Origin of the sequence: Salidesulfovibrio onnuriiensis (assembly GCF_008001235.1) — a bacterium.
GTDB lineage: Bacteria > Desulfobacterota > Desulfovibrionia > Desulfovibrionales > Desulfovibrionaceae > Pseudodesulfovibrio > Pseudodesulfovibrio onnuriiensis.
Genome location: NZ_CP040751.1, coordinates 3,110,516 through 3,134,137 on the forward strand (window position 1 = coordinate 3,110,516; position 23,622 = coordinate 3,134,137).

At 62.5% G+C, this 23,622-nt stretch carries 27 protein-coding genes; 23 read left to right on the forward strand and 4 right to left on the reverse strand.

Translation table 11 applies throughout. The features are described 5' to 3' along the window. Nucleotides 1–6 precede the first annotated feature (6 nt). From FGL65_RS14175 to FGL65_RS14190, 4 genes are all read left to right on the forward strand, one after another. Entirely contained in the window at nucleotides 7–957 is a 951-nt protein-coding gene (locus tag FGL65_RS14175; protein WP_147821930.1) for a 4Fe-4S dicluster domain-containing protein, read from the forward strand. 4 nt (nucleotides 958–961) lie between these two features. After that, nucleotides 962–2,029: a 4Fe-4S dicluster domain-containing protein gene (locus tag FGL65_RS14180; RefSeq protein WP_147821931.1), complete on the forward strand. Its 1,068-nt coding sequence runs from the start codon at nucleotides 962–964 to the stop codon at nucleotides 2,027–2,029. Continuing rightward, the gene (locus FGL65_RS14185) at nucleotides 2,022–2,858 is read left to right on the forward strand and encodes an FAD/NAD(P)-binding protein (protein ID WP_147821932.1); all 837 of its coding nucleotides are present in this window, start codon (nucleotides 2,022–2,024) and stop codon (nucleotides 2,856–2,858) included. Before FGL65_RS14180 ends, FGL65_RS14185 begins: the two co-directional genes overlap by 8 nt. A gap of 109 nt (nucleotides 2,859–2,967) precedes the next feature. Then, complete coding sequence (locus FGL65_RS14190; RefSeq protein ID WP_147821933.1) at nucleotides 2,968–3,513, forward strand: GNAT family N-acetyltransferase; 546 nt, start codon at nucleotides 2,968–2,970, stop codon at nucleotides 3,511–3,513. Here the strand turns inward: FGL65_RS14190 and FGL65_RS14195 are convergent. Both FGL65_RS14195 and FGL65_RS14200 read right to left on the reverse strand, forming a co-directional pair. After that, entirely contained in the window at nucleotides 3,510–3,812 is a 303-nt protein-coding gene (locus FGL65_RS14195; RefSeq protein WP_147821934.1) for a hypothetical protein, read from the reverse strand. The genes FGL65_RS14190 and FGL65_RS14195 overlap by 4 nt on opposite strands. Nucleotides 3,813–3,877: 65 nt before the next feature. Further along, nucleotides 3,878–4,435 carry a hypothetical protein gene (locus tag FGL65_RS14200; protein WP_147821935.1) on the reverse strand — a complete coding sequence of 186 codons (558 nt, stop codon included), beginning with the start codon at nucleotides 4,433–4,435 and terminating at the stop codon, nucleotides 3,878–3,880. Nucleotides 4,436–4,664: 229 nt separating this feature from the next. Between FGL65_RS14200 and FGL65_RS18400 the strand changes: the two genes are divergently transcribed. After that, nucleotides 4,665–5,372, forward strand: coding sequence for a LexA family transcriptional regulator (locus FGL65_RS18400; RefSeq protein WP_222705769.1), 708 nt, complete (start codon nucleotides 4,665–4,667; stop codon nucleotides 5,370–5,372). 55 nt (nucleotides 5,373–5,427) lie between these two features. Here the strand turns inward: FGL65_RS18400 and FGL65_RS14210 are convergent, their stop codons facing one another. Both FGL65_RS14210 and FGL65_RS14215 read right to left on the reverse strand, forming a co-directional pair. Next, entirely contained in the window at nucleotides 5,428–6,741 is a 1,314-nt protein-coding gene (locus tag FGL65_RS14210; protein WP_147821936.1) for an L-cysteine desulfidase family protein, read from the reverse strand. Between the two features lie 180 nt (nucleotides 6,742–6,921). Further along, nucleotides 6,922–7,446, reverse strand: a complete 525-nt coding sequence (locus FGL65_RS14215; RefSeq protein ID WP_147821937.1) for a hypothetical protein — start codon at nucleotides 7,444–7,446, stop codon at nucleotides 6,922–6,924. 182 nt (nucleotides 7,447–7,628) lie between these two features. On the opposite strand from FGL65_RS14215, the gene FGL65_RS14220 reads away from it, so the two are divergent. The 18 genes from FGL65_RS14220 to FGL65_RS14300 all read left to right on the forward strand — a co-directional run bounded on the left by FGL65_RS14220 (nucleotide 7,629) and on the right by FGL65_RS14300 (nucleotide 23,622). Continuing rightward, the gene (locus tag FGL65_RS14220) at nucleotides 7,629–9,383 is read left to right on the forward strand and encodes a chloride channel protein (protein ID WP_147821938.1); all 1,755 of its coding nucleotides are present in this window, start codon (nucleotides 7,629–7,631) and stop codon (nucleotides 9,381–9,383) included. An 80-nt stretch (nucleotides 9,384–9,463) separates the two neighbouring features. Then, on the forward strand, nucleotides 9,464–10,468 hold the full coding sequence (locus FGL65_RS14225; RefSeq protein ID WP_147821939.1) for an esterase/lipase family protein: 1,005 nt from the start codon (nucleotides 9,464–9,466) through the stop codon (nucleotides 10,466–10,468). Between the two features lie 122 nt (nucleotides 10,469–10,590). Next, nucleotides 10,591–10,752, forward strand: coding sequence for a hypothetical protein (locus tag FGL65_RS18285; RefSeq protein ID WP_187170395.1), 162 nt, complete (start codon nucleotides 10,591–10,593; stop codon nucleotides 10,750–10,752). Nucleotides 10,753–10,967: 215 nt separating this feature from the next. Beyond that, nucleotides 10,968–11,696, forward strand: coding sequence for a 3-oxoacyl-ACP reductase FabG (gene fabG / locus FGL65_RS14230; RefSeq protein WP_147821940.1), 729 nt, complete (start codon nucleotides 10,968–10,970; stop codon nucleotides 11,694–11,696). Between the two features lie 31 nt (nucleotides 11,697–11,727). Then, entirely contained in the window at nucleotides 11,728–12,942 is a 1,215-nt protein-coding gene (locus tag FGL65_RS14235; protein ID WP_147821941.1) for a beta-ketoacyl-[acyl-carrier-protein] synthase family protein, read from the forward strand. Nucleotide 12,943: 1 nt separating this feature from the next. Continuing rightward, nucleotides 12,944–14,428 carry a phytoene desaturase family protein gene (locus FGL65_RS14240; protein ID WP_147821942.1) on the forward strand — a complete coding sequence of 495 codons (1,485 nt, stop codon included), beginning with the start codon at nucleotides 12,944–12,946 and terminating at the stop codon, nucleotides 14,426–14,428. Then, entirely contained in the window at nucleotides 14,419–15,645 is a 1,227-nt protein-coding gene (locus FGL65_RS14245) for a beta-ketoacyl-[acyl-carrier-protein] synthase family protein (protein WP_147821943.1), read from the forward strand. Before FGL65_RS14240 ends, FGL65_RS14245 begins: the two co-directional genes overlap by 10 nt. A 2-nt stretch (nucleotides 15,646–15,647) precedes the next feature. Then, the gene (locus FGL65_RS14250) at nucleotides 15,648–15,905 is read left to right on the forward strand and encodes a phosphopantetheine-binding protein (protein ID WP_147821944.1); all 258 of its coding nucleotides are present in this window, start codon (nucleotides 15,648–15,650) and stop codon (nucleotides 15,903–15,905) included. 25 nt (nucleotides 15,906–15,930) lie between these two features. Continuing rightward, on the forward strand, nucleotides 15,931–16,524 hold the full coding sequence (locus tag FGL65_RS14255; protein WP_147821945.1) for a hypothetical protein: 594 nt from the start codon (nucleotides 15,931–15,933) through the stop codon (nucleotides 16,522–16,524). A 13-nt stretch (nucleotides 16,525–16,537) separates the two neighbouring features. Continuing rightward, complete coding sequence (locus tag FGL65_RS14260) at nucleotides 16,538–17,335, forward strand: lysophospholipid acyltransferase family protein (protein ID WP_147821946.1); 798 nt, start codon at nucleotides 16,538–16,540, stop codon at nucleotides 17,333–17,335. Then, entirely contained in the window at nucleotides 17,317–17,730 is a 414-nt protein-coding gene (locus FGL65_RS14265; RefSeq protein ID WP_222705770.1) for a hypothetical protein, read from the forward strand. Before FGL65_RS14260 ends, FGL65_RS14265 begins: the two co-directional genes overlap by 19 nt. 57 nt (nucleotides 17,731–17,787) lie before the next feature. Beyond that, nucleotides 17,788–18,846 carry a radical SAM/SPASM domain-containing protein gene (locus tag FGL65_RS14270; protein ID WP_147821947.1) on the forward strand — a complete coding sequence of 353 codons (1,059 nt, stop codon included), beginning with the start codon at nucleotides 17,788–17,790 and terminating at the stop codon, nucleotides 18,844–18,846. After that, a complete protein-coding gene (locus FGL65_RS14275; protein ID WP_147821948.1) occupies nucleotides 18,843–19,283 on the forward strand; it encodes a hotdog family protein in 441 nt (146 codons plus the stop codon). Before FGL65_RS14270 ends, FGL65_RS14275 begins: the two co-directional genes overlap by 4 nt. Then, nucleotides 19,280–19,912 carry a LolA family protein gene (locus tag FGL65_RS14280; RefSeq protein ID WP_147821949.1) on the forward strand — a complete coding sequence of 211 codons (633 nt, stop codon included), beginning with the start codon at nucleotides 19,280–19,282 and terminating at the stop codon, nucleotides 19,910–19,912. Before FGL65_RS14275 ends, FGL65_RS14280 begins: the two co-directional genes overlap by 4 nt. Continuing rightward, nucleotides 19,912–22,278 carry an MMPL family transporter gene (locus tag FGL65_RS14285; RefSeq protein WP_147821950.1) on the forward strand — a complete coding sequence of 789 codons (2,367 nt, stop codon included), beginning with the start codon at nucleotides 19,912–19,914 and terminating at the stop codon, nucleotides 22,276–22,278. Before FGL65_RS14280 ends, FGL65_RS14285 begins: the two co-directional genes overlap by 1 nt. Continuing rightward, nucleotides 22,269–22,781 carry a hypothetical protein gene (locus FGL65_RS14290; protein ID WP_147821951.1) on the forward strand — a complete coding sequence of 171 codons (513 nt, stop codon included), beginning with the start codon at nucleotides 22,269–22,271 and terminating at the stop codon, nucleotides 22,779–22,781. The genes FGL65_RS14285 and FGL65_RS14290 overlap by 10 nt, the downstream gene beginning before the upstream one ends. Then, the gene (locus FGL65_RS14295) at nucleotides 22,774–23,154 is read left to right on the forward strand and encodes an ApeI family dehydratase (RefSeq protein WP_147821952.1); all 381 of its coding nucleotides are present in this window, start codon (nucleotides 22,774–22,776) and stop codon (nucleotides 23,152–23,154) included. The genes FGL65_RS14290 and FGL65_RS14295 overlap by 8 nt, the downstream gene beginning before the upstream one ends. A 3-nt stretch (nucleotides 23,155–23,157) precedes the next feature. Further along, nucleotides 23,158–23,622 carry an acyl-CoA thioesterase gene (locus FGL65_RS14300; protein ID WP_147821953.1) on the forward strand — a complete coding sequence of 155 codons (465 nt, stop codon included), beginning with the start codon at nucleotides 23,158–23,160 and terminating at the stop codon, nucleotides 23,620–23,622.

Sequence of the window (23,622 nt, forward strand, 5' to 3'; positions counted from 1 at the left end):
TTCCTCATGCTCGACCAACTCAAAGAAACAATCAAGAAGGCGCTCCCCGAGCTGGACTTCGTCATGGGCTGGGGCATGGGCTTTGACGCCCTGCACGCCACCCCGCTGTTCATGTACGAACCCGAAGACGTGGACAAGCTCGTCTGGGGGCCGCTGAACATACAGAACCTGGCCACCTACCTGCCCTCTCTCAAGGGCAAGAAGGTCGGCATCGTGGTCAAGGGCTGCGACAGCCGTTCCGTGGCGGAACTGCTGCAGGAAAAGCTCGTCAACCGCGACGAAGTGGTCATCTTCGGCATGGCCTGCCAGGGCACGGTCAACCTGACCAAGGTCCGCGAAATCGTGGGCAACACCGGCCTTGTCGAGGACGTGAAATACGAAAACGGCAAGCTCACGGTCACGGCCGACGGCCAGCCCCACGAGATGCTCCTCAAGGACGTGCGGGCCGACAAGTGCGGCTACTGCCGCTTCCCCAACGCCGTGATCTCCGACCACTTCGTGGGCGAGGAACGCGCGCCCCAGGTGGAAGAGGACACCTTCGAGGACCTGAAGGAATTCGAATCCCAGTCCTTTGAGGAACGCCGCGACTTCTGGATGAAGGAAATGGACCGCTGCCTGCGCTGCTACGCCTGCCGCAACGCCTGTCCCCTGTGCGTCTGCCGCGACCACTGTGTGGCCCAGAGCCGGGATCCGCACTGGGTCAGCCAGCAGGACGGCATCCGCGACAAGTTCATGTTCCAGATCATTCACGCCACCCACATGGCCGGCCGCTGCACCAACTGTGGCGAATGCGAACGCGCCTGCCCGGTGGACATCCCGGTGCTGCTGCTGAAGCGCAGCTTCAACCGCGCGGTCAAGAACACCTTCGCTTACGACGCAGGGCTCGACGCCGGGGCAACGCCTCCGCTGCTCGCCTTCAAGGTCAACGAAGACAATATCAAGGAAAAGGAATGGTAGCGCCATGGCCAAGTATCTGAAACAAGACGATCTCGGCTCCTGGCTGAAGGAACTGGGCAAGACCTACAAGGTCATCGCGCCCGTGGAGGAAGGCGACGCCGTCATCTTCCGGCCGCTCACGGACGAGCGCACCCTGCGCATCGACCGCCAGGCCACCCAGGGCCCCAAGGGAGTGCTCTTCCCGGCCTGCGAGGAACTGGTCTCCTTCAAGTACGGCAAAGATCCGGAAAAACCGGAGAAGGTCACGGTGGACATCCAGGAAACCGTGGACGCCGAACCGACCCTGATCTTCGGCTCCCGCCCCTGCGACGCACGCGGCTTCGATGTCTTTGACAACGCCTTCACCAAATGTTCGGTGAAAGACAGCTACTACATGGCCCGCCGCGAGCAGGCCGTGGTTGTCTCCCTGGCCTGCACCAAGACCGAAACCACCTGCTTCTGCAACTGGGTGGGCGGTGCCCCGGACGGCAAGGGCGGCTCCGACGTGCTGCTCACGCCCATCACCGGCGGCTACCTGGTGGAATCCGTCACGGACAAGGGCGCTGCCCTGCTCGACAGCCCGCTGCTCTCCGAAGCCACGGGCGAGCACACCGCCGAAGCCGAAAAGCTGCTCGCGGCCGCCCGGGAATCCCTGCGGGAAGCCCCGGACTTCAAATGCGTGCCCGAACAGCTCTACAACCTGTTCGACAACATGGACTTCTGGGAAAAGCAGGCGGCGAAATGCCTGAGCTGCGGCGCATGCACCTACCTGTGCCCCACCTGCCACTGCTTCAACATCACCGACGAACAACAGGGGAACCAGGGCAGCCGCATCCGTTCCTGGGACAACTGCATGTCCCGACTGTTCACGGAAGAGGCCAGCGGACACAACCCGCGCCCGACCAAGGCTCACCGCCTCAAGAACCGCGTGGGGCACAAGTTCTGCTACTTCCCGGACATGCACGAGGGCCACATCGCCTGCGTGGGTTGCGGCAGGTGCATCAAGAGCTGCCCCGTGGCGCTCGACATCCGCGAAGTGGTGACCGCTGCTAAGGAATGCCGCCTCCCGGAGGAGGAAACTGCAGATGACTAAAATAAAGAATCCCTATCTCCCTGAAATGGCGACCGTTAAGGAAATCATTCAGGAAACGCATAACATCAAGACCTTCCGCGTGGTGCTCAACAACGAGCAGCGCATGAAGGACTTCAAGTTCGAACCCGGACAGGTGGGCCAGCTCTCGATCTTCGGCGTCGGTGAATCCACCTTCGTCATCAACTCCACGCCCACCCGCATGGACTACCTGCAGTTCAGCGTCATGGCCGCCGGGGAAGTGACCCAGCGCCTGCACGCCCTGCAGGAAGGCGACGAGATCGGCGTGCGCGCCCCGCTGGGCAACTGGTTCCCGTACGAAAAGATGAAGGGCAAGGACGTGGTCATCGTGGGCGGCGGCATCGGCATGGCGCCCCTGCGCACCCTGCTGCTGTACATGATCGACAACCGCGACGACTACGGCAAGATCACGGTCATCTACGGCGCCCGCACCCCCCAGGACCTGAGCTACAGCTACGAGTTCGAGGAATGGGCCGCGGCCAAGGACATGAACCTGGTGCTCACCGTGGACAACGAAGCCCCCGGCTGGGACCACAAGGTCGGCCTGATCCCCAACATCCTGCTGGAGGAATCCCCCAGCCCGGAAAACACCGTGGCCGTTACCTGCGGCCCGCCCATCATGATCAAGTTCACCCTGCAAGCCCTGAAAAAGCTCGGCTTCGAGGATGAAAACATCTACACCACGCTGGAAAAGCGCATGAAGTGCGGCGTCGGCCTGTGCGGCCGCTGCAACATCGGCTCTTCCTACGTCTGCGTGGACGGGCCGGTATACAGCTTCGCGGAGCTCCAGAAGCTTCCCAACGAGCTGTAGTCCGATACAAGCAAGAAGGCCGGGTAGCGAAAGCGCCCGGCCTTTTTTTGTTTGTCAGCCCTCGGAAAATATCCCTATACTCTCAGAAACCTCCAAAGGAACACCGCCCATGCCGCTCACCCTCGAAACCGAACGCCTCGTGCTCAGGCAGGCCACCCCGAAATTCGCGGAGCTGACCCTGGATTTCTACCTGAAGAACCGGGACCATCTCGCGGGCTGGGGGCCGGATTACCCCGAGGACTTCTTCACCCTCAAAGGCCAATACCAACGGCTGCGCTCGGTGCGAAAGGTTATTGCGGACGCACGCCAGCTGGAGCTGTGGATCTTCAAGAAGGACCGGGCGGACACCCTGGGAAAGGTCAACTTCTTCAACATCCGGCGGGCCGCACTCCAGGCCTGCGTGCTCGGCTACCAGATGGACGAGGCCCACACCAACAACGGGTACATCACCGAGGCACTGCGCGAAGCCATCCGCTACATGTTCGAAGTCCAGAAGCTGCACCGAATCGAGGCCAACATCATGCCCCGCAACAAGCGCTCCCTGCGCGTGGTGGAAAAACTGGGCTTCAAGCCCGAGGGGCTGCGGAAAAAATACCTGAAAGTGGGCGAGGTCTGGGAAGACCACATCCCCATGGTGCTCATCAACGAAGACTAGATTTCATCCCCGTTCAGGCCGAAAAAGGCGAAAAGATCCCGGGCCTCCTTGCGCAGCTCCATGGCCCGGTCGAACTTGGCCTGGGCCTCCCACCATTCCGCGCTGCAGGTACGGGAAAGCACCAGCTGATCATTGGCCTGGCACAGCATTTCATCGGCCCGCCGCTGCATGAGCCGCACACGCACCAGACACAGGTCGTCCTGGGTCACCTCGTAGAAAGTCCGCCACTGGAGCCGCTCGATGAGCTCGACCAACTCCTCGCGGCTCATGTCGTCCAACGTCAATCGTTCCTTTTCCATCTTTGTTCTTTCCGCTTCCGGACCTTTCTCGGACTTGCCAGCTCCCTTTTTGCCTCCCGCACGCACTACATTTCCCCCGCCCCGGCGCTCCGCTTCCCAACGAAACACGCCGGACACCCCCGGTCCAGAAACCACTTCCGGACCTTGGCCGAGGTCATGGAGCCCAGCACCCAGCGACGCACGGCCACGGGCGTCACCTCCAGCTCGGCCGCGATGTCGTTGACCGTAATCCTGTTGGCGGACATCCAGGCACGCACCAGATGGGGCTCGGGCCGTGTCGAGACCGTCGCGGAGCCATATGCCTCCGGCTGCCCGCGATGCTGACGGCCGATCCGGAGCGGAAGCTTCCCGCCCCCGGTGATCCCGGCCGCGCGAACAATGGAATCATCATCTCCCAGCACCCGCATAAGCGCCGCCACATAGCCCAGGGGAATGGAGCCCCGGGCCGTCCCGGCCCGGCACCATTCCATCACCTGTTCCGGCGAGACCCGCTCTCCCACCAACCTTGAAATTTCTCCGGCAACCGTCTCCGCCGTGATACCGACATCCAGCAGGGCACACTCCACGGCCTGCCGTATGTTCTCGGCGCAACGGAATTCGCCGCCCTCTCCCTGGAGACTCATCGCTGCCACGCCTCCATTCATTTTATTTAATTCCGCATGTAAACCAATCGTATTACTTGCACTCATAATCGTTGCGTGTATATAGTTTAACAGTTATTATGAGTTTCGTTTGGTAACCAAAGCCGCATTTACGACTTTTCTTAATATAGAATGCAAGAAAAGCTATCGTATAACCGGTGCTATAACCCGCTATGGATACTCCTGCAAGCAAAAGAAAGGAGAAAAACACATGGAGCACAGGAAAATCGTTGTTGGCTCGCTTCAGTCGTTGAACCACGAGGATTCCCGCACAACTACCAATTTCCTCGGGCAGCGGGTCAAGACCGCGCGCCAGCGGGCGCGCCTCTCCCAGGTGGAACTGGCAAGGAAGGTCGGGGTAAGCACAACCACGATCCAGAACTATGAATCAGGCCAATTCCCCAAGGGAGATCACGCCGTCGGGCTGGCTTCAGCCCTGGAGTGCTCCCTGGACTGGCTCCTGGCCGGGGTCACGCCCCAGTCCCACCAGAACGCACCCGGTCCCAATTCGCAGCAGTGCGGTGTGCCCATCCTGGGGCTGGCCAAGTGCGGGCTGCAGGGGTGGTCCAAATCCACGCCCCTGTCCATCAAGGCCTCGCGCCCCGGCGACATGCACCTGCCGGGCATCTTCTGCGTCATGGCCATCGGCAACAGCATGGTCCCCGCGGGCATCCTCCAGGGGCAGCTCTGTTTCTGCAACCCGCACGACCGCTATGAAAAGGGCGACGCCATTTACGTGGAGCGCATGGACAACACCGCATCCATCAAACTGTTCCAGGGGGCGGACGAACAGCACATGACCCTGCAGGGCTGGCTGGACCCGGACGTAAACGGTCACCAGGCCGCCTACACGGAGCAGGCCAGGCTGGACCAGATACGCCGGGTGGCCACGGTCATCTACGTCAAGCGCAAGCTGTAAAAAAACGCCTGCCGGAATCTCCGGCAGGCGTTTCCAATTCCTTGATCAACCGCCATCAGACATCCGAGAACTGCTTTTCCAGCATGATGTTCAGGATGGTGCGGTCGGTTTCGATCATGCCCTCGCTGGCCAAAGTGCCCACATTACGCATGGTCTCTTCCGGGGACTGCCCGATAATGCCGTCCGTAAAGTTCACGTTGACCCCGTGCAGGGAAAAAAGCGCTGCCTGGACGGCGGTTCCCGCGGCGGTGGCCAGCTTCAGGGCGCACCCGGCCTTTGCCCCGTCGCAGATGATGCCCGCGAGGTCCTCGGTGAGGTTCTTGATGGCCCCGGCAATATGCTGGGCCGTGCCCCCGAGCAGGTAGGTGATGCCCGCGGTGGCCCCGGCTCCGGCGGCCACGGAACAGCCGCACACGGCGGAAAGCCTGCCCGTATAAGCCTTCACGTACCCGGTGATAACGTGGGACAAGGCAATGGCCTTGAGCACCGTGGTCTCGTCCACGTCCAGGTAATCCTTCACGGCCCAAATGGGCAGGATGGCCGTCAGCCCGTGGTTGCCGGACCCCGCCGAGCTCATGGCCGGCAGCGGAGCCCCGCCCATGCGCGCGTCCGAGGCGGCCGAAGTCAGAATTCGCGCCGACAGGATCATGTCCTTCCTGATGAGCCGTTGCCGCGCCAGGCGTTCCAGGGTCTTGCCCACGCCCAGCCCCAGGCCGAACCTGAGGCCTTCGTCGGCCAGGCGCATGTTCACGTCCACCCCTTCCCGGAGAAAGGCGAAATCCTCTTCGTCCAGGTCTTCGGTGAGGGAGATGAGGTCGTGCAGGTCCAGGGTCTTGAGCCAGTCTTCCAGGTCGTCCAGCCCGGTCTTGCCCGGGGCGCACCCCTTGCTGATCAGCGGGCTGTCCACGTTCTCGCCGTCGAGCACCAGGCTGACGATGTTGTCATGCAGACTCTGGATCAGGGCCTCGGCCACGTGGCCGCCGGCGGATATCCGGGCCTGCACGTGCAGTCCCACCTGGTCCTTGAGCAGATGAACCTTGAGCTTGCCCGCCTTCACCGCCGCCGAGGCTTGCTGGACCATCTCCGCGGTCAGCGGCTTCAGCACCTCCAGCTTCAGGGTGGGATCGCCGCCCACCGCGCCCAGGGCGCCTGCCAGGTCAAGCCCGGAAAGGCCGCCCGTGCCCGGAATCATGACTGCCAGGCCGTTCTTGTACACGTTGGGGTCCAGCCAGAGGTCGATGGAGTTGAAATCGCGAGCCGGAAGCAGGGACACGGCAGCGGCCGCCGCCAGGGCCACGGCCACGGGCTCGGTGCAGCCCAGGGCGGGAGCCACCTCCAGGCGCAGCAGATCTTTCACGGTATAAGTCATAGATATATCTCCGGTAGTATGATCGGACAAAGTTATTTCCAGTGTAAGCCGTTTTCCCGAAAACGAAAAGCTCTTCCGGCAGCACAAGCCGCAGCATGCAATTCGAATGACTGCGCAAAAAGACCCCGCCGCACCGGTTGGCGCAGCGGGGTCGGTCGATTCGGAGTCGGAGACAGCTGGCTACTGCTGACGCTGAAGCGTGCTGTTGGGGCAGGAGCCGCTCATGCTGCAGATCTCGCAGCCGCCGCTGTAGGGATACGGGGTGAAAACCGCGAACTTGCGGTTGATGGTATTCTGGTCGTTCCACTCGATACCCAGGTCCCGGACCGCCTCGCGGACGCCCTCGCCCGCACGGGGCAGCGGAGCGCATCTGCCTTCGTCCAGCTCGGGGATCAGGCTTTTGGCCGCGGTCATGACCATGCACACGGCCAGGTTGTGGAAGGAAAGGCCGAACGCCGGGGAGTCGTTCCAGATATGGTCGATCTCCTCGTCCACGTCCTTGTCCAGATAGATCAGGAGGAAACTGCCCGCGCCTTCCTGGTTCTCGACGTGGAAGGCGTGGAGGCTGTTCAGCCACGCGGTCCATCGCGGCCCGAATTCCTCCACCAGCGTATGGTCCAGACGGGTCTCGCCACTCAGTTCGGCATAAAACCAAAGATCGAACTCGGGTTGGGGAGTCATTTCCTTGAGGCTGTATTTCGGCACGGTTTTCTCCTTGTTCATTCGAAATATGCGGAAACCCTCTCTACCCCTTTTCGCCGCGCCTCTCAAGTTTCGGCTGCACGCCATTGCAATAAACCACCGAACGCGATACAAATGAAATCAAACTCCGAACTCTGCGTCGAATTTGGATATTTCGTAACGGAAACCGCAACATCAGGACTGGTATGCAGGACGCGAAGTCATCGTTTGCCGACAGAATCCGCAGCAACAAGAACCTCAACCACCTCATGCTGGCCATCATCATCGGCGTTCTTGCCGGGTACGGGGCCGTCCTTTTCAAATTCGTCCTCAAATCCATGCAATGGATCTTTTACCAGCATGCGGGCGATTTCCTGGCCTATTCGTCCGAAGTGCCCACCTGGTCAAAAATCGTCATGCCCGCCGTAGGCGGGCTCATCGTCGGGCTGGTGGTGCATTTCTTCGCCCGCGAGGCCAAGGGCCACGGCGTGCCCGAAGTCATGCAGGCCATTGCCCTGCGCGCCGGCGTGATCCGAAAGCGCGTGGCTGCGGCCAAAATCTTCGCCTCGGCCGTGACCATCGGCTCGGGCGGTTCCGTGGGCCGAGAAGGCCCCATGGTCCAGATCGGCTCGTCCATCGGCTCGTCCATCGGCCAGCTCTTCAAGGTGCCCACCATCCACATGAAGACCATGATCGGCTGCGGGGCCGCCGCAGGCATCGCCGCCACCTTCAACGCGCCCATTGCTGGCGTGCTCTTCGCCCTGGAGATCATCGTGGGCGACTGGGGCGTCACCTCGTTCTCGCCCGTGGTGCTGGCGTCCGTGACGGCCACATCCATCTCGCGCTACTACTTCGGCGACTTCCCGGCCTTCGTCATCCCGGATTACAACGTGGTCTCGCTCTGGGAATTCTGTTTCTATCCCTTCCTGGGCATTGCCACAGGCCTGGTGGGCCTGAGCTTCACCAAGATTCTCTATGCCTTCGAGGACGCCTCCGACGCGGTCAAGATCGTTCCCGAATGGTTCAAGCCCGCCATCGGCGGCGCGCTGCTGGGCATCGTCGTCATTTTCTTCCCCCAGTCCTTCGGCGTGGGCTACGGGGCCATGAACCTCTCCCTGACCAACAACATGGGCTTCTGGATGCTGTTCACCCTCATCTGGGTCAAGATCCTGGCCTCGTCCATCACCCTGGGTTCGGGCGGCTCGGGCGGCATCTTCGCGCCCTCCCTGTTCATCGGCGCCATGACCGGCGGTGCGTTCGGCAGCCTGGTGCACACCCTGTTCCCGGGCATCACCGCCGACCCGGGGGCCTACGCCCTGGTGGCCATGGGCGGCGTGGTGGCGGGCACCACCTACGCGCCCATCACCGCCATCCTGATCATCTTCGAAATGACCGGCAAGTACTCCATCATCCTGCCGCTCATGCTCACCTGCATCACGGCCACGGTGCTCAACTCGACCATCAACCGCGCCTCCATCTACACCACCAAACTGCTGCGACGCGGCATCGACATCGAGGCGGGACGCGAACGCAATATCCTGCAATACATGCTGGTCAAGGAAATCATGACCACGGACATTATCAAGATCCCGGAATCCGCCACCCTGGAACGCATTCTCTGGGCCTTCAAGACCCACAACGCGCCCTACCTGCACGTGGTGGACGAAGAGGACAACCTCACGGGCATCATCTCCTTCCGCGACATCCGGCCTGTGCTCTACGAGGAAGACCTGCTGCAGCTGGTCATCGCCAAAGACCTGGCCACCACCAGCCTGGAAACCGTGACCGGCAGCGACACCCTGCAGACCGCCCTGGACCGCATGACCGACAAGGGCGTGTCACAGCTCCCGGTGTTGAAATCCGAAAGCTCCAGCCGTCTGATCGGCACCCTCACTGAACACGCGCTCAACACGGCCTACAACCAGCAACTGCTGCGCAAGGAGATCGACGAGGAGGAATGAGCCGTCCCGTAGCCCGACGCATCGCGGCGGACAACACCTTATCATGTGCAGGATTGCGAAACATATGGTTTACTTGCCGCATGATGAGCATTGTCCGCGCGATCAGCACAACCCCGCCCCTTTGCCGCACGGTCGGCATGTTCCTTGCGCTGTGCCTGGCCCTGGGCGGCTGCTCCCTGCTGAGCCTGCAGGAGGATGAGGCCCAGCGAAAGGCCTCGTTCTCCATCGTCGGTTTCGTAGACAACCTTGCCCCGGACAGCACCATCATCGTCTTTGCCGTGGACACGGAAGCCGGAAAAATCGGGGATTTCGACGTCCTCGACGAGGGAGGAGCCTTTGTGCTCTCCCTGCAGCGGGGATCCTACCGGGTCTTTGCCTTTGAAGACGCCAACCGGGACTCGACCTTCACGCAGGGCGAGCGCCTGTGCGGCGCGGGCGAAAGCCTGCTGGTCGACGGTGAATCCGTGGAGACCTATGTCCTGATCAGGATGCGGCTGCAGGGCAAAAGCGTTACCTGCCCGTACGACATCTCCGGCAGATTTTTCGTGGACCAAGAAAAAAGCCGTTTCAGAAAGCTGCAAACCGGAACAGTGGTGGACCTGGACATGCCCTTGTTCGCCCCCAAATACGCCCGGCAGGGACTCTGGACTCCGTTCAGGGCGTTCAAGGAACAAGGCGCGAAGATATTCTTCCTGGAGGCATATGATCCGTCCCGCCAGCCGGTGCTGTTCATTCACGGCCTGAACGGCTCGCCCCGCGACCTGGAACGCCTCATCCAGGGGCTTGACCGCAGCCGTTTCCAGCCGTGGGTCTATTACTATCCCACCGGACAGGCCCTGGATAAAAGCGCCCACGCCCTGTACCTGGAGCTGCTCACCCTGCGCTCCAGATACGGAAACTTCTCCCTGGACATCGTCGGGTACAGCCTCGGCGGGCTGGTGGGAAAACGATTCCTGGACCTGCACGGCCACCACATCAACCCCGTGAACCGGTTCATCTCCATTGCCACCCCCTGGGGGGGCATCAAAAGGCTGCGGAAGGGGTCAGGCAACTCACGGTCCCCATCCCCGTCTGGCAGAGCCTGATCCCCGGCGGCGAGGAGATACAGGGCATCGCCTCAACCCCGTTCCCCGAGACCACCCTGTTCTACCAGATATGCAGCTCCGCCCAGAACAACCCGACGGCCGCGCAACGCACCGACGGTTTCGTGCCGCTCGAAAGCCTTTACGACCCCCGCCTCATGCGCCAGGCGCAGCAGACCTACACCGTGGGCGAATCCCACGCCTCCATCATCCGCAGCGCCGAGGTGGCGGCCCTGGTCAACACCATCGTCTCCGGGCACCCCTCCAGCGCCGAATACAATTTTTAACTATTGCCAATCCGAAGCCCTTTTGGGTAAGTTGACGAAGTTTTTTTGGGGTTTCGGGGACCATACATCGCTCTTCAAAAGCGCTAATCCATCGGGTTTTCAGGAAGTTTTACACCTCCTGTCTCCATGCCGTTGCATTTTCCGCTGGTTGCCGCACTTGCGGCCATTTCCCCGTCATTCCCCACGACCCGACGATCCACAACACAGAGCAATACATGACTGACAGCAAAATCGCCCTGGTCACGGGCGCAAGCAAGGGCATCGGGGCTGCCATCGCCCGGGAACTGGCGCAAGACGGTTTCGATATCTGGCTCAACTACCGCAGCGACACGCCCGGCGCCGAAGCCGTGGCCGAGAGTATCCGGCAGGCGGGCCGCGCCTGCACCCTGCTGCAATTCGACGTGACCGACGCCCGCGCCTCGGAAGAGGCGCTCGCCCCCATGCTCGAAAAGGCCGTGCCCTTCGCCCTGGTCAACAATGCGGGGTTCGCCCGCGACTCGCTCATGATGATGATGGGGGAAAAGGACTGGGAAGGCGTGCTCAAGGTTCACCTGAACGGCTTCTTCAATGTCACCAAGCCCGTGGTCACCCGCATGCTGCGCAAGCGGGAAGGCCGCATCGTCAATATCGCCTCCACTTCCGGAGAAACGGGCGTTCCGGGCCAAACCAACTATTCCGCTGCCAAGGCCGGGCTCATCGGCGCGACCCGCTCCCTGGCCATGGAAGTGGCCAAGCGCAACATCCTGGTCAATGCAGTGGCTCCGGGTTTCATCGAAACCGAAATGCTCGACGAGCTGCCCATGGAGCACATCCTGCCCCGCATTCCCATGGCCCGCGTGGGAACCCCGCAGGAAGTGGCCGGAGTGGTGGCCTTCCTGTGCTCCCCCCGTGCGGCCTACATCACCGGCCAGACCCTGTCGGTCAACGGCGGCATCCACATGTAGCCGGGCCTCAACTTCTTTTTTTAGTAGATATATGTACGAAGTAGCAATTGTTGGAATCGGCATCGTCTCGGTGCTCGGCTGCGATACGGAAACCGTCGCCAATGCCCTGTACCATGGACGATCCGGCATCGTGGTGGACGAGAAACGGATCGAAATGGGCTTTGAAAGCCCGCTGACCGGCAGGATCACCGGATTCGACCCGGCGGCCAGGCTTTCGCGCAAGCAGCGCAAGCCCATGACCGATTTCACCATGCAGGCGGCTGCGGCGGCCCTGGACGCCCTGGACATGTCCGGCCTTGCCCCCGAGGATCTGCGCAACGACGAATCCGGCCTGATCTTCGGCTGCGACTCCAGCTGCATCGCCGCGCTGGAACAGGTGAGCCTGCTCGAGAAACGCGGAGAAACCGCCCTCATCGGCAGCGGCGCGGTGTTCAAGTCCATGACCTCCAACATCACCATGAACCTGAACACGCTTCTGGGCACCCGGGGCGCGGCCTGGAGCCTGAGCTCGGCCTGCTCCAGCGGCGGCCATGCCGTGGGCCAGGCCTTCACCCTCATCGCCACGGGCCAGCAGGAACGAATCATCTGCGGCGGAGCCCAGGAAATCAACTGGCAGTCCATGTGCGGCTTCGACGGGCTGGGCGCATTTTCAAAACAATCCCAGGCGCCGGCAAAGGCCAGCCGCCCGTTCGACGCCGACCGCGACGGCCTGGTCCCCAGCGGCGGCGCGGCCGCCATCGTGCTGGAACGCCTGGACCTGGCCAAATCCCGCGGGGCAACCATCCTCGGCACGGTTGCCGGATACGGTTTTTCCTCGGACGGCGAGCACCTTTCCGTGCCCGGTGGAAACGGCATTGCCCGGGCCGGGGCCAAGGCCCTCAGGCAGGCCGAAATGCAGCCCGCCGACATCGACTACGTCTGCGCTCACGCCACGGCGACCCCGGCGGGCGACGAGGCCGAGGCCGTCAACATCCAGACCCTGTTCAATGGCTGTTCCCCCGCGATCTCGTCCACCAAGTCCATGACCGGACACGAGCTATGGATGTCCGGGGCAAGCCAGGTGGTCTATTCCACGCTCATGGCCCGCAAGGGATTCATTGCGCCCAACATCAACCTGGAGACCCTGGATCCGGCCGCCCGGGGGCTGGACATCACCCCGGAGACACGGGAACAGGCCCCGCGAGCCGTGCTGTGCAACTCGGCAGGCTTCGGAGGCACCAACTCCTGCCTGGTGCTGAGGTTCTAGCATGGGTTCCTACGATCACGTCGTTGTGGGGGCCGGAATCTCCGGCATGACCGCCGCCATCCTCCTGGCAAGCCAGGGGCGTTCCGTGGCCCTGGTGGAATCCTTCCGCGCGCCCGCACCCACGGTGCGCGGATTCAGGCGCAGGGGCGTCCACTTCGACACGGGTCTCCACTACGTGGGAGGCCTCGGCAAGGGTCAGGTTCTGGATACGTATTTCTCCCACCTCGGGCTCTCCGAACATATCACCGCCATTCCCTACCAGGCCGACGGGCACGACGTGGTGCACTTTGAAAGGGACGGCCGGGAATATCGACTACCCACGGGATATGCCGCCTGCCGGGAATACCTCGCCAGCAGATTCCCGGAAGAGGCCGAGGCCATCGCCGCCTACTTCACCGGGATACAGAAAATTTTCGACGCATCGCCCTTCCTGAATTTCCGGCAGCCCTTTTCCATGGGCTCCTTTCTGCACGAGGAAAACGTCACCCTGCGGGACTTCCTGGATTCCATCACCCGGGACGAGACGCTCAAGACCCTGCTCAGCTACCAATGCCTGCTCTACGGGGTGCCGCCGCGCAATGCGCTGCTGAGCACCCATGCCCTGGTTGCCGCCTCCTACTGCCAGTCTGCCCATTCCATCCGGGGCGGCGGCGCGGCGCTGGTGAGGGCCTATGAAAAACGCCTGAAATCCCTCGGGGTCGACCTGTTCTGCAACAGCGAAGTCAAATCGATCCCTCTTTCCTCGCAGGAACAAATACGGGGGGTCGAGCTCGCCGACGGCAGGGAACTGAAAACCGATTCCTGCGTCTGGACCGCCCAGCCCTCAGCCATGGTGGCCGCCGTTCCTGAAGGCGTTTTCCGCCCCTCCTACCGGACCCGGCTCCGGGAACTGGAAGGAGGCGCGTCCGGCACCGTGCTCTTCGGCATCAGCGAAGCCCCCCTTCCCGAAATGGAAGGCCGCAGCATCTACCTCTGGCCGGGCGGAAATTTCCACGACATGCTGGAAGGCGACTGCACCCCGGAGGACAACGTCATCTACCTGAGTTCCTGCAGGGACGACGAGTCGGGAAAGACGACGGTCACGGCCATCTTCCCAGGGACCATGGCCCCGTTTGCCCGCTGGCAGGAGACTTCCCTCGGCAAGAGGCCCGAAGATTATGCGGCGCACAAGAAAGCTTTTTCCGAGGAGCTGAAACAATCCCTGCTGCACCGCTGCCCGCAGCTGCGCCAGGTGGAATTTCTGGAGTGCGCAACCCCGCTGACGATGCGGGACTATTGCTCCACGCCGCAAGGAAGCTTCTACGGCCTGAAGCATTCCAACGACCAATACAATCCGGCCCCGGTCACCAAGCTGGACGGCCTGTACCTGGCTGGGCAGGCCATCGTTGCCCCGGGCATCCTGGGCGCAGTGGTTTCCGCCTACCTGGCCTGCGGCATCATTCTCGGACACGAAACCATCCATCAGGAGTTGCGGCAATGCGCCTGAACAAAGTCGTCATTACCGGCCTAGGCGCGATCTCCCCGTTCGGCACGGGCATGGACACGCTCATGAACAGCCTGACCTCCGGGCAAAGCGGCGTGCGGATCATGGAGGAACTCGGGGGAATCACCGGGCTGCGCCCGCGCATCGGCGGCAAGGTGCTGGAATACGATGCCGCGAGCATCCACCGCAAATACCGCCGCTCCATGTCGGCCATGTCCATTTTCGCGGTGCTGGCCGCCAACGAGGCCTTGGCCCAGGCGGGCCTGGACACGGATACCATCCAGGGCGGCCGGACCGGCCTGTGCGTCAGCTCCACCATCGGCAGCACCAACGCCATGCAGAGCTTCTTCGCCAGCTTCCTGGACGGCATGACCATCGAGGGCATCCGGTCCACGGAATTCTTCAAGATCATGAACCACAGCTGCGCGGCCAACCTGACCCAGTACTTCGGCATCACCGGCAGGGTCATGGCTCCCTCGGCCGCTTGCTCCACCGGAGCGCAGGCCATCGGCCTTGCAGCCGAAAGCATCGCCCTGGGAAAACAGGAGATCATGCTCTGCGGCGGCGCTGACGAGCTCCATCCCCTCACGGTGAGCACCTTCGACATCATCGAGGCGGCCTCCACCGGCTATAACGACAGGCCCGAGGCCACCCCGCGTCCCTTTGACGCGGACCGGGACGGCATCGCCTGTTCCGAGGGGGCGGGCATGATCGTGCTGGAATCCCTGGAATCCGCGCAAAAACGGGGCGCGACCATCCTGGCTGAGCTGGCCGGATTCGCCTCCACCGCGGACCCCTCCAACATGGCCAGCCCCAGCGACGAAGCCATCAGGATCTGCATGGAAAAGGCCCTGGCCGACGGCGAGATTGCACCCGGCGAGGTGGATTACGTCAACGCCCACGCCACGGGTACGGTGCTGGGAGATGCCGCCGAAAGCAAGGCCATTGCGGAACTGTTCGCCAACCGGCCGCCGGTAAGCAGCCTCAAGGGACACCTGGGACACACCATGGCCGCCAGCGGCGCCTTGGAGCTCGCCGCCACCGTGCGCATGATGATGGAAAAACAGGTCGTTCCGACGAGGAATCTCGAATCTATCTCTCCGGAATGCAAGGATATTTACCTTCCCTTGAAGTTGCAGGGGAAAGCGATTAACGTCGCGCTGAAAAACAGCTTCGCATTAGGCGGAATTAACACGTCTATTGCCCTGAGGAGACCATAATAATGACCGATGTGGAAATTCTGGAAATGACCAACAAGGTCCTGGCCGAGGAATTCGAACTCAGCCTGGACCAAATGAAACCCGAAGCCTCTTTCCGGGAAGATCTCGAGCTGGACAGCCTGGACGCCGTGGACATGGTGGTGGTGCTGGAGCAGACCTTCAAGATCAAAATCAAGAAGGACGAGGCCTTCAAGAACATCCGCACCCTGGGCGACCTGCACGCCTTCATCCTGGAAAAGAAGCAGGAAATGGCCGGCTGATTATGCACCAACACATGGAGCAATGATGAAAAAACATCTGATCTGTCTGCTTTTCATGGCCCTGTTCGCCCTTGGGGGCTGCGCTTCCAGCCTCATGAGCGAGATTCCTGATGGCCGCCAGGCCTACTCCGTGGAACAGGGCAAGGCCGTCATCGTGTTCATGCGCCCCTCCTCATTCGGCGGCGCGGTGCAATCGCCTGTTTTCAGGCTGACAGACGACTCCCAGGAATTCCTGGGCATTGTTTCCTCCAAAACCATGCTGGCCTATGAGGCGGCACCGGGCAAACACGTCTTCATGGTAACCGGCGAAACCGCCAACTTCGTTGAAGCCGATGTGATCGCGGACAAGATTTACTACGTGGAAGTAGAGCCCCACTTCGGCATGTTCAAGGCCCGGTTCACCCTGGAGCCCCTGACCGCCGCACAGTTGAAAGACGAGGATTTCAAGAAGGACTACGCCAAGTGCCACTTTGTGGAAAACACCCCCCAGTCGTACCAGTGGGCGCAGGACAACCTGAACAGCATCAACAGCAAGCGGATGGACGACTACCAGGACTGGAAGAACGAACCAGCCGAGGAAAAGAAGGCTCTCACCCCTGAAGACGGCGTCGACTTCTAGCCAGAACGAAACCATGAGCACGCTTCGACTGATCATCACCAACATCGTCATGTACGCGGGAACCATCTCGCTGACGCTCTGTTGCGTGCTCATTTCCGTGCCGTTTTACTGCTGCCTGCGGCTGACCGGGAAATACACCAGAACCACCGCCGTGCGCCGCATGATCTGGCTCTATGGCCGGGCGTGGGTCTCCATCGCAAACCTGCTCATGGAGGTGGACAAGCCCAAGACCGGCAGCGTGGACGCGCCCTGCGTCATGGTGCTCAACCACGCCTCGTTCTTCGATTCCTACTGCATCGGCTTCCAGCCCCAGTGGAATTTCAGCTTCGCGGTGCGCAACTGGCCCTTTAAGATACCGCTCTACGGCCCGTTCATGCGCACGGCCCAGTACGTGGCCACCGAGGACGCGGACATGGAAACCGTGCTGGAGCAGTCCACGCGGGTCATCAGGGAAGGCGGCATCATGGTCTTTTATCCCGAGGGCACCCGCAGCAAAAACGGCGAACTGGGCCGTTTCTATTCGGGCGCGTTCCTCACGGCCATCAAGGCGAATGTGCCGGTGGTGCCGGTCTGCCTTTCCGGCACCGGAAAAATGCTCAAACGAGGCGGCTGGCTGGTCCGGCCCCACCCCCTGCGCATGCGCATCCTGCCCCCGGTCCACCCGGACGCCTACCGGAACAGGCCCGACGGACACATGGCCATGCGCAAGGACGTCAAGAAACAGATGGCTGAGGCCTTGAAACACATGGAAACCACTTCCGATATTCGCGTAGACGAAACAAAGGAGCTGCAATGCGACGCAACACACTGATCGCCTGTATGATTCTCTGCTGCCTGACCCTGTTCGCCCTGGCCGGCTGCAAAAGCAAGCCCGTCATGAACGTGCACGACGCACTCGTGCCCCAATCCTCCGGCAGCCACCTGACCATGCAACAAGTGGAAAAAACCATCCTCGAAGCGGGCGCCGGAAGGGGCTGGGTCATGCAGGTCAAGCAGCCCGGCGTGATCCTCGGCGAGATCACCGTGCGCGGCAAGCACCACGCCACCATCAAGATCACCTACAACGAAGACAACTACAACATCGACTACGTGAACAGCCGCAACCTGGACTACAAGAACGGCAAGATCCACCGCAGCTACAACAACTGGATAACCTACCTGGACCAGGATATCCGTTCCAAGCTGTCCGTGGCCCAATACAACTAAACAATAAACAACCTTCGGCAGGGGGCGTGTTCGCATGCCCTCTGCCCTTTTTGCCTTATGACCACCAATCCGAACCGCTGCTGGGGAACGCCCTTCACCGACGCCGAGATCGAATCGGCCCGCGCCGCAGGGCAGCTCCTGACCATGGAGCTGGAGCTCAGCCGCATCTGCAACCTCAGGTGCATCTACTGCTATGCCGGGTCCGGCGAAAAGCTGGCCAACGAAATCAGCTTCGAGGAAATCACCGATGCGCTGGACCAGGGCAAGGCCCTGGGCGTGCGCAAGGTCATAGTGCTCGGCGGCGGCGAACCCATGGCCTACCCGCGCATCATGGACGTGCTGCGCGCCATCCATGCCCGGGGCCTGGAAATGGAGCTGTTCACCAACGGCATCCTGCTCACCCGCGAAATCGTGCAAGAGTTCCTGACCCTGGGCGTGCATCCGGTCATCAAGTGCAACAGCCTGAAGCCCGAGGTGCAGGACCACCTGGCCGGGAAAAAGGGAGCCTTCGCGGCCATCCGCACAGGCTTCGACCTGCTCCGCGAGGCGGGCTACCCCACCCGGGATCTGTCCCTGGGCGCCCAGACCATCATCTGCGAGCAGAACTACGACGAGCTCCCCGAGATGTGGCGCTGGCTGCGCAGCCGGGAGATCATCCCCTATTTCGAATGCATCACGGACCAGGGCCGGGCCAAGGACCAGATCAATCTGGCCGTATCCCCCGAAAAGCTGCAATCCCTGTTCAGCGAGCTCTCGCGCCTGGACGCCGAGGAATTCGGCATCCACTGGGAGCCCAAGCCGCCCGTGGCCGCATTCACCTGCCGCCGCCACCTCTTTTCCTGCACGATCACGGCGGTGGGCAATGTCATTCCCTGCCCGGGCGTGGACATCTCCGCGGGGAACATCCGGGAAAAGGCCCTCAAGGACATCCTTGCCGGAAGCGAAGTCTTCCAGAACCTGCGCAACATCCGCGAAACCATCAAGGGCGAGTGCCGGGACTGTTCCCTGAGCCGTGAATGCTACGGCTGCCGGGGTATGGCCTACAACGCCACCGGCGACTACCTTGCCGCCGACCCGCTCTGCTGGCGAAACGCCGCCAACGAGGAACAGCCATGAAACTTCCGGTAGAGGCGCACGCAATCATCCCCCACCGGGACTCCATGCTGCTCATCCGCGAACTGACGGAAGCTGCTGAAGGCCGGGGGACCGCAACGGCCCGCATAGGCCGGAACGGCATTGCCGTGGACGAATCCGGCGGCCTGGATCCGCTCGCCTTCGTGGAACTGACCGCCCAGACCTATGCCGCGGTCAAGGGCTGGGAGCTCATGCAGGACGGGGAAGAATTCCCCATCGGCTATCTGGTGGGCGTCCAGAAATTTGAGTCCCTAGGCACGGCCAAGGCGGGCGATGAGCTGACCATCCACGTGGAGACAGTGGGCCAGTTCGAGGGCTTCGCCGTGGTGGAGGGCGCGGTGCGCCGTGAAGAGACCCTCCTGGCCGAGCTGAAGATCAAGCTCTGGGTTCCCGAGGACGGCACGGAGGCTCCCCTGTGATCAAGAAGCTGCTGGTGGCCCTCTTTCTCGTCATGCTGCTGCCCACGCCCGCCCGGGCCGGCGCAAGCGAATCCAAAGACGAGCTGCTGCGGCAGCTCCGGGACAAGGCCGCCCTTACCCGAACCATCGAGTGCGATTTCGTGCAGGAAACGCACATGTCCCTTTTCGACGAGGTCATCACCTCGCAGGGAAAATTTCTTTTCAAGCGCCCGAACATGCTGCGATGGGAATACACGGCCCCGTTCCGGTCCGGCTTCGTCATGACCGGGGATAAAGGCCGGGAATGGGACGAGGCCAGCGGCGAGGTCCGCGCCTTCACCGCCGCCCAGTCCCCGCAGATGGCGGAAGTGGCCCGGCATATCGTGGCCTGGACCACCTTCGACATCCATTGGCTGGAACGGATCTTCGACATCCAAGCGGAAAACGATCCCTCCCCGCACCTGCGCCTGACGCCCAAGGCGAAAAACGGGCAAACCTTCATCCGGAGCATGGACTTCCATTTTTCCCGGGACAAGGCCGTGGTCGAGACCATCGAGCTGCACAGTGCGGACGGCGACTTCACCCGTATCCGCTTTGACAATCATCGCCTCAATGAATCCCTGGGCGATACGGCCTTCACGGTGAAATAATGCGAAACAACGGGATCATGAGCAGGACCTACCGCGCCCTGGAAAACAGGCGCGCACTGTTGGTCGCGGGGACGATTGCCCTGGCGCTCCTCTGTCTTGCCGCCCTGTTGCGCACCACGGTTGTCGCGGATATCCGCTCCATGCTGCCCGGCGGAGAAACCGGGAGCATCGCCTCGGATTTCGACCTCCTGAACCGCTCCACCCTGTCCAGCCGGATCATGATCACGGTCCGGGGCAACAAAGACGTTTCCAGGGACGCCCTGGCCGATGCCGCCGACATTCTCGCCCTCCGGCTGCCGGACACCCTTTTCAGGCTCCAGTCCACCGCCGACGTGCATCCTCCCAAGGTCCTGGGCTTCCTGCTGGACAACGCCCCCAATCTTACGCCCCCGGCCGACCTGGAGCGAATCCAGGAGTCACTCACCGCCGAAGGCGTACGGCGGTATCTGACCGCCGACTACAAGCTGCTGACCTCGCCCCAGGGGCTGATCCTCAAGGACCTGGTCCGGCGCGACCCCCTGGATATGCGCTCGCAGCTGGCCCGGCGGCTGGCCATGTACCGGACCTTTTCGGACGTGACCCTGCACCGGGGGCACGTATTCAGCCAGGACGGCCATGCAGTGCTGCTCATGGCCGACACCCCTGTTCCCATGACCGATTCGGACGGCGCGCGCGAACTCATCGCCGCCTTTGATGCCGCGGTCCGGGACCTGCCGCACGGCACCGAAGCGGCCATGGTCAGCGGCCATCTGCACACCGACGCCAACGCCTCCACCATCAAGCGGGACCTCACGGTCATCAGCGTGGCGTCGTTCCTTGCCTTGGCCCTGCTCTTCACCTGCTGCTTCCGGTCCTTCCGGGCCCTCGGCGTCCTGGCGGCCCCGCTCCTGAGCCTGTGCGCGGCCCTGGGCATGACCGCCCTGGCCTATGAAACCCTGTCGGCCATCGTCATCGGGTTCGGCGCAGTGCTGCTGGGCATCTCCATCGATTTCGCCATGCACGCATACTATGCGGTCGGCTCCCGGCCGGATCATCCCGGCAGGGCCCTGGCATCGCTGGCAACGCCGCTCCTGTTCGGCCTGGCCACCTCCTGCGCCGCATTCGGCGCGCTCTTTTTCTCCGGCATTCCCGGCATCCGCCAGCTGGCCTTTTTCTCCATTGCCGGGCTGTGCATGGCGGCCCTGTATGCCCTGTTCGTGCTGCCGCCCCTGTGCGGCGCGGCCCCGGTGCGGGCCCAAAACGACTCGACCGCGAAATGCAGCCGCCACCCCCGTGTCGCGTTGGACACGGTGGCGGTGTTGCTGATCGCGGGAATCTGGACGGCCATGGGCACCACCCTGGACACGGACCTGCGCTCCATGGGCGTCCAATCCGAATCCATCCGCAAGGCGGAACAGACCTTCAACCAGACCTGGGGCGATTCCCGCAACAAGGCGGTAATCTTTGCGGACGGCCCGGACATGGACGCGGCCCTGGCCCGCAACGAACAGGTCTGGAAAACCGTGCAAAACGAATTCCCCGGAATCAAGGGGGCCAGCCTGGCCCCGCTCCTGCCCGCGCGGGAAACCCAGGCCGAGAACCGCGCCCGTTGGGAAGCATTCTGGACCCGAAACCAAGAGACCACCCAAGCCCTGCTTCTGGAACAGGGCAAACCGCTCCACTTTTCGGCCCAAGCCTTCGCCCCGTTCCTGCAAAACCTGACGGAACGGCCCGCCCCGGTGACGCCCGACACCCTGCGCCAGGCGGGGCTGGGCATGCTTTTGCGGGCCATGGCCCCGGAACCGGACAAGGACCGCCACGAGCTGCTGACCTTCCTGCCGGACACCGAAGCGGTGCGCACCTTCTTCTCCCCGGAACGGGAGCAGGAACTCGGGGTGCGGCTCATCTCCCGGCAGCGCTTCAAGCACACGCTCGAAGCCACCATGCGGCAGGACATCGTCCGCTTCATCGCCGCCTCGGGCATCAGCGTGGTGGCGCTGGCCTTCCTGCTCTTCCGCAACCCGCGTCGCTCCCTGCTCAGCCTGCTGCCCCCGGGCCTCGGCGTGGTGGCGGTCTTCGCCGTGCTCGCCGCAGCAAAAACGCCCATGAACCTCTTTCACATCGTGGCCCTGCCCCTGGTCATCGGCCTGGGCGCGGACTACGGCATCTTCATGGTCTGCCGGGAACGCGCCGCCATGCCCCTGTCCACGGTCCCGGCCATCCGGCTTTCGGGCCTGACCACCCTGGCCGCCTTCGGCGTGCTGGCGCTGGCCAGGCACCCCTCCCTGCATTCCCTGGGCATGACCGTGCTCCTGGGCGTGGGCGCGGCGCTCCTGACCGCCCTGTACCTGCTGCCCCACCTGCTGCGGAGGCCCGCATGCGCCTAGCTGTCTTCGCCCTCTTCCTCTGCCTGCTCTGCGCCTGCACCCAGGCGCAGCCAAGACCGGACGACACCGCCCCCCGGCCGCAGCCGTGGCAGGCCAGCGGGAAAACCTTCACCCTGCGGCACGGCGGCGTGCTCAAGCTGGGAGGCAGGACCCTGCAGATGACCGGACTCATGCGCCTGGATACCGGCGCGAACCGTGCTGACGTGGCCATCTTCAACCCCTTTGGCCTGAAGCTGGCCGTACTCGGGGTCACCCCGAAACGCACCGAAATCCGGCAGATCTCTCCCATGGCCCGGCGGATCCCCCACTTCGCCCAGCAGGCCGGAGCCGTGGTGCGCACCCTGTTCCTCCAAGCCGCATCCCCCACGGAGGTTCCCTCGGTCCAGTATCGGGGAGTCCGGCGGATCGACCATTTTTCATTCCCGGAGACAACCACCTACACCGAACCGCAGCACGGCTATACCGTCATCCTGCGGCTCAAGGACGGACAGGTCCATGACTAGACTCAACCGCGAAATACGGGCCAGCGCCGGGGTCTTTTCCGGCAACGGGCAATCCTTTTCCATGCAGTTCTCCTTTGGCCCCGATTTCATCGGATTCGAAGGACACTTTCCGGGAAAGCCCATTCTCCCGGCCATGGTGCAGCTCATGACCGGGGCCGTGGCCTGCGGCCAGGCCGCCGAAAAAAGACTCGTGGCTCGCAAGGTCGGCAGGGCGAAATTCCTCAAGCCCGTGCTGCCCGGCGATCCCGTGGAGGTCCACGGCACCCTGAACGAAACGGAAAACGGCTATATCGCCGCCATCAGGATACTGAACGGAAGCGACCTGGCCGCCTCCTTCCAGATGGAACTGGCGGAAGCCCGGGAGGCGCTGTAACGCATGAGCAGGAAACCCTATTTCCCGGCCGTTCCGAACTCGCCCAAGCCGCTGAGCGTCACCATGCAGCGGGAAGTCCGCTTCGAGGAAGTGGACCCCATGGACATCGTCTGGCACGGCCGCTACCCGAGCTACTTCGAGGATGGCAGGCAGGCCCTGGGCAAACGCTACGACATCAGCTACCGGGATTTCCGGGACAACGAGGTGGCCGCGCCCATCAAGCAGATGCACATCGACTATGTGCGCCCCCTGCGCTTCGGCGAATCCATGAGCATCGAGACCCTCCTGCACTGGACAGAGGCCGCGCGGCTCAACTACGAATTCATCATCCGCAACGGAAAAGGGGAGATCACCACCACGGGATACACCGTGCAGCTCTTCGTCACCTTCGACCAGGAATTCATGATGTTCCCCCCGGACTTCTATGCCCGGTTCCTGGAAAGCTGGAAAAGCGGAGTCCTGGAGTAA

Excerpts from the sequence above, each read along its gene's own strand:
- FGL65_RS14175 (WP_147821930.1), top strand. The coding sequence starts at position 7 with ATGCTCGACCAACTCAAAGAAACAATCAAGAAGGCGCTCCCCGAGCTG.
- FGL65_RS14180 (WP_147821931.1), top strand. The coding sequence starts at position 962 with ATGGCCAAGTATCTGAAACAAGACGATCTCGGCTCCTGGCTGAAGGAA.
- FGL65_RS14185 (WP_147821932.1), top strand. The coding sequence starts at position 2,022 with ATGACTAAAATAAAGAATCCCTATCTCCCTGAAATGGCGACCGTTAAG.
- FGL65_RS14190 (WP_147821933.1), top strand. The coding sequence starts at position 2,968 with ATGCCGCTCACCCTCGAAACCGAACGCCTCGTGCTCAGGCAGGCCACC.
- FGL65_RS14195 (WP_147821934.1), bottom strand. The coding sequence starts at position 3,812 with ATGGAAAAGGAACGATTGACGTTGGACGACATGAGCCGCGAGGAGTTG.
- FGL65_RS14200 (WP_147821935.1), bottom strand. The coding sequence starts at position 4,435 with ATGAGTCTCCAGGGAGAGGGCGGCGAATTCCGTTGCGCCGAGAACATA.
- FGL65_RS18400 (WP_222705769.1), top strand. The coding sequence starts at position 4,665 with ATGGAGCACAGGAAAATCGTTGTTGGCTCGCTTCAGTCGTTGAACCAC.
- FGL65_RS14210 (WP_147821936.1), bottom strand. The coding sequence starts at position 6,741 with ATGACTTATACCGTGAAAGATCTGCTGCGCCTGGAGGTGGCTCCCGCC.
- FGL65_RS14220 (WP_147821938.1), top strand. The coding sequence starts at position 7,629 with ATGCAGGACGCGAAGTCATCGTTTGCCGACAGAATCCGCAGCAACAAG.
- FGL65_RS14225 (WP_147821939.1), top strand. The coding sequence starts at position 9,464 with ATGATGAGCATTGTCCGCGCGATCAGCACAACCCCGCCCCTTTGCCGC.
- fabG (WP_147821940.1), top strand. The coding sequence starts at position 10,968 with ATGACTGACAGCAAAATCGCCCTGGTCACGGGCGCAAGCAAGGGCATC.
- FGL65_RS14235 (WP_147821941.1), top strand. The coding sequence starts at position 11,728 with ATGTACGAAGTAGCAATTGTTGGAATCGGCATCGTCTCGGTGCTCGGC.
- FGL65_RS14240 (WP_147821942.1), top strand. The coding sequence starts at position 12,944 with ATGGGTTCCTACGATCACGTCGTTGTGGGGGCCGGAATCTCCGGCATG.
- FGL65_RS14245 (WP_147821943.1), top strand. The coding sequence starts at position 14,419 with ATGCGCCTGAACAAAGTCGTCATTACCGGCCTAGGCGCGATCTCCCCG.
- FGL65_RS14250 (WP_147821944.1), top strand. The coding sequence starts at position 15,648 with ATGACCGATGTGGAAATTCTGGAAATGACCAACAAGGTCCTGGCCGAG.
- FGL65_RS14255 (WP_147821945.1), top strand. The coding sequence starts at position 15,931 with ATGAAAAAACATCTGATCTGTCTGCTTTTCATGGCCCTGTTCGCCCTT.
- FGL65_RS14260 (WP_147821946.1), top strand. The coding sequence starts at position 16,538 with ATGAGCACGCTTCGACTGATCATCACCAACATCGTCATGTACGCGGGA.
- FGL65_RS14265 (WP_222705770.1), top strand. The coding sequence starts at position 17,317 with ATGCGACGCAACACACTGATCGCCTGTATGATTCTCTGCTGCCTGACC.
- FGL65_RS14270 (WP_147821947.1), top strand. The coding sequence starts at position 17,788 with ATGACCACCAATCCGAACCGCTGCTGGGGAACGCCCTTCACCGACGCC.
- FGL65_RS14275 (WP_147821948.1), top strand. The coding sequence starts at position 18,843 with ATGAAACTTCCGGTAGAGGCGCACGCAATCATCCCCCACCGGGACTCC.
- FGL65_RS14285 (WP_147821950.1), top strand. The coding sequence starts at position 19,912 with ATGCGAAACAACGGGATCATGAGCAGGACCTACCGCGCCCTGGAAAAC.
- FGL65_RS14290 (WP_147821951.1), top strand. The coding sequence starts at position 22,269 with ATGCGCCTAGCTGTCTTCGCCCTCTTCCTCTGCCTGCTCTGCGCCTGC.
- FGL65_RS14295 (WP_147821952.1), top strand. The coding sequence starts at position 22,774 with ATGACTAGACTCAACCGCGAAATACGGGCCAGCGCCGGGGTCTTTTCC.
- FGL65_RS14300 (WP_147821953.1), top strand. The coding sequence starts at position 23,158 with ATGAGCAGGAAACCCTATTTCCCGGCCGTTCCGAACTCGCCCAAGCCG.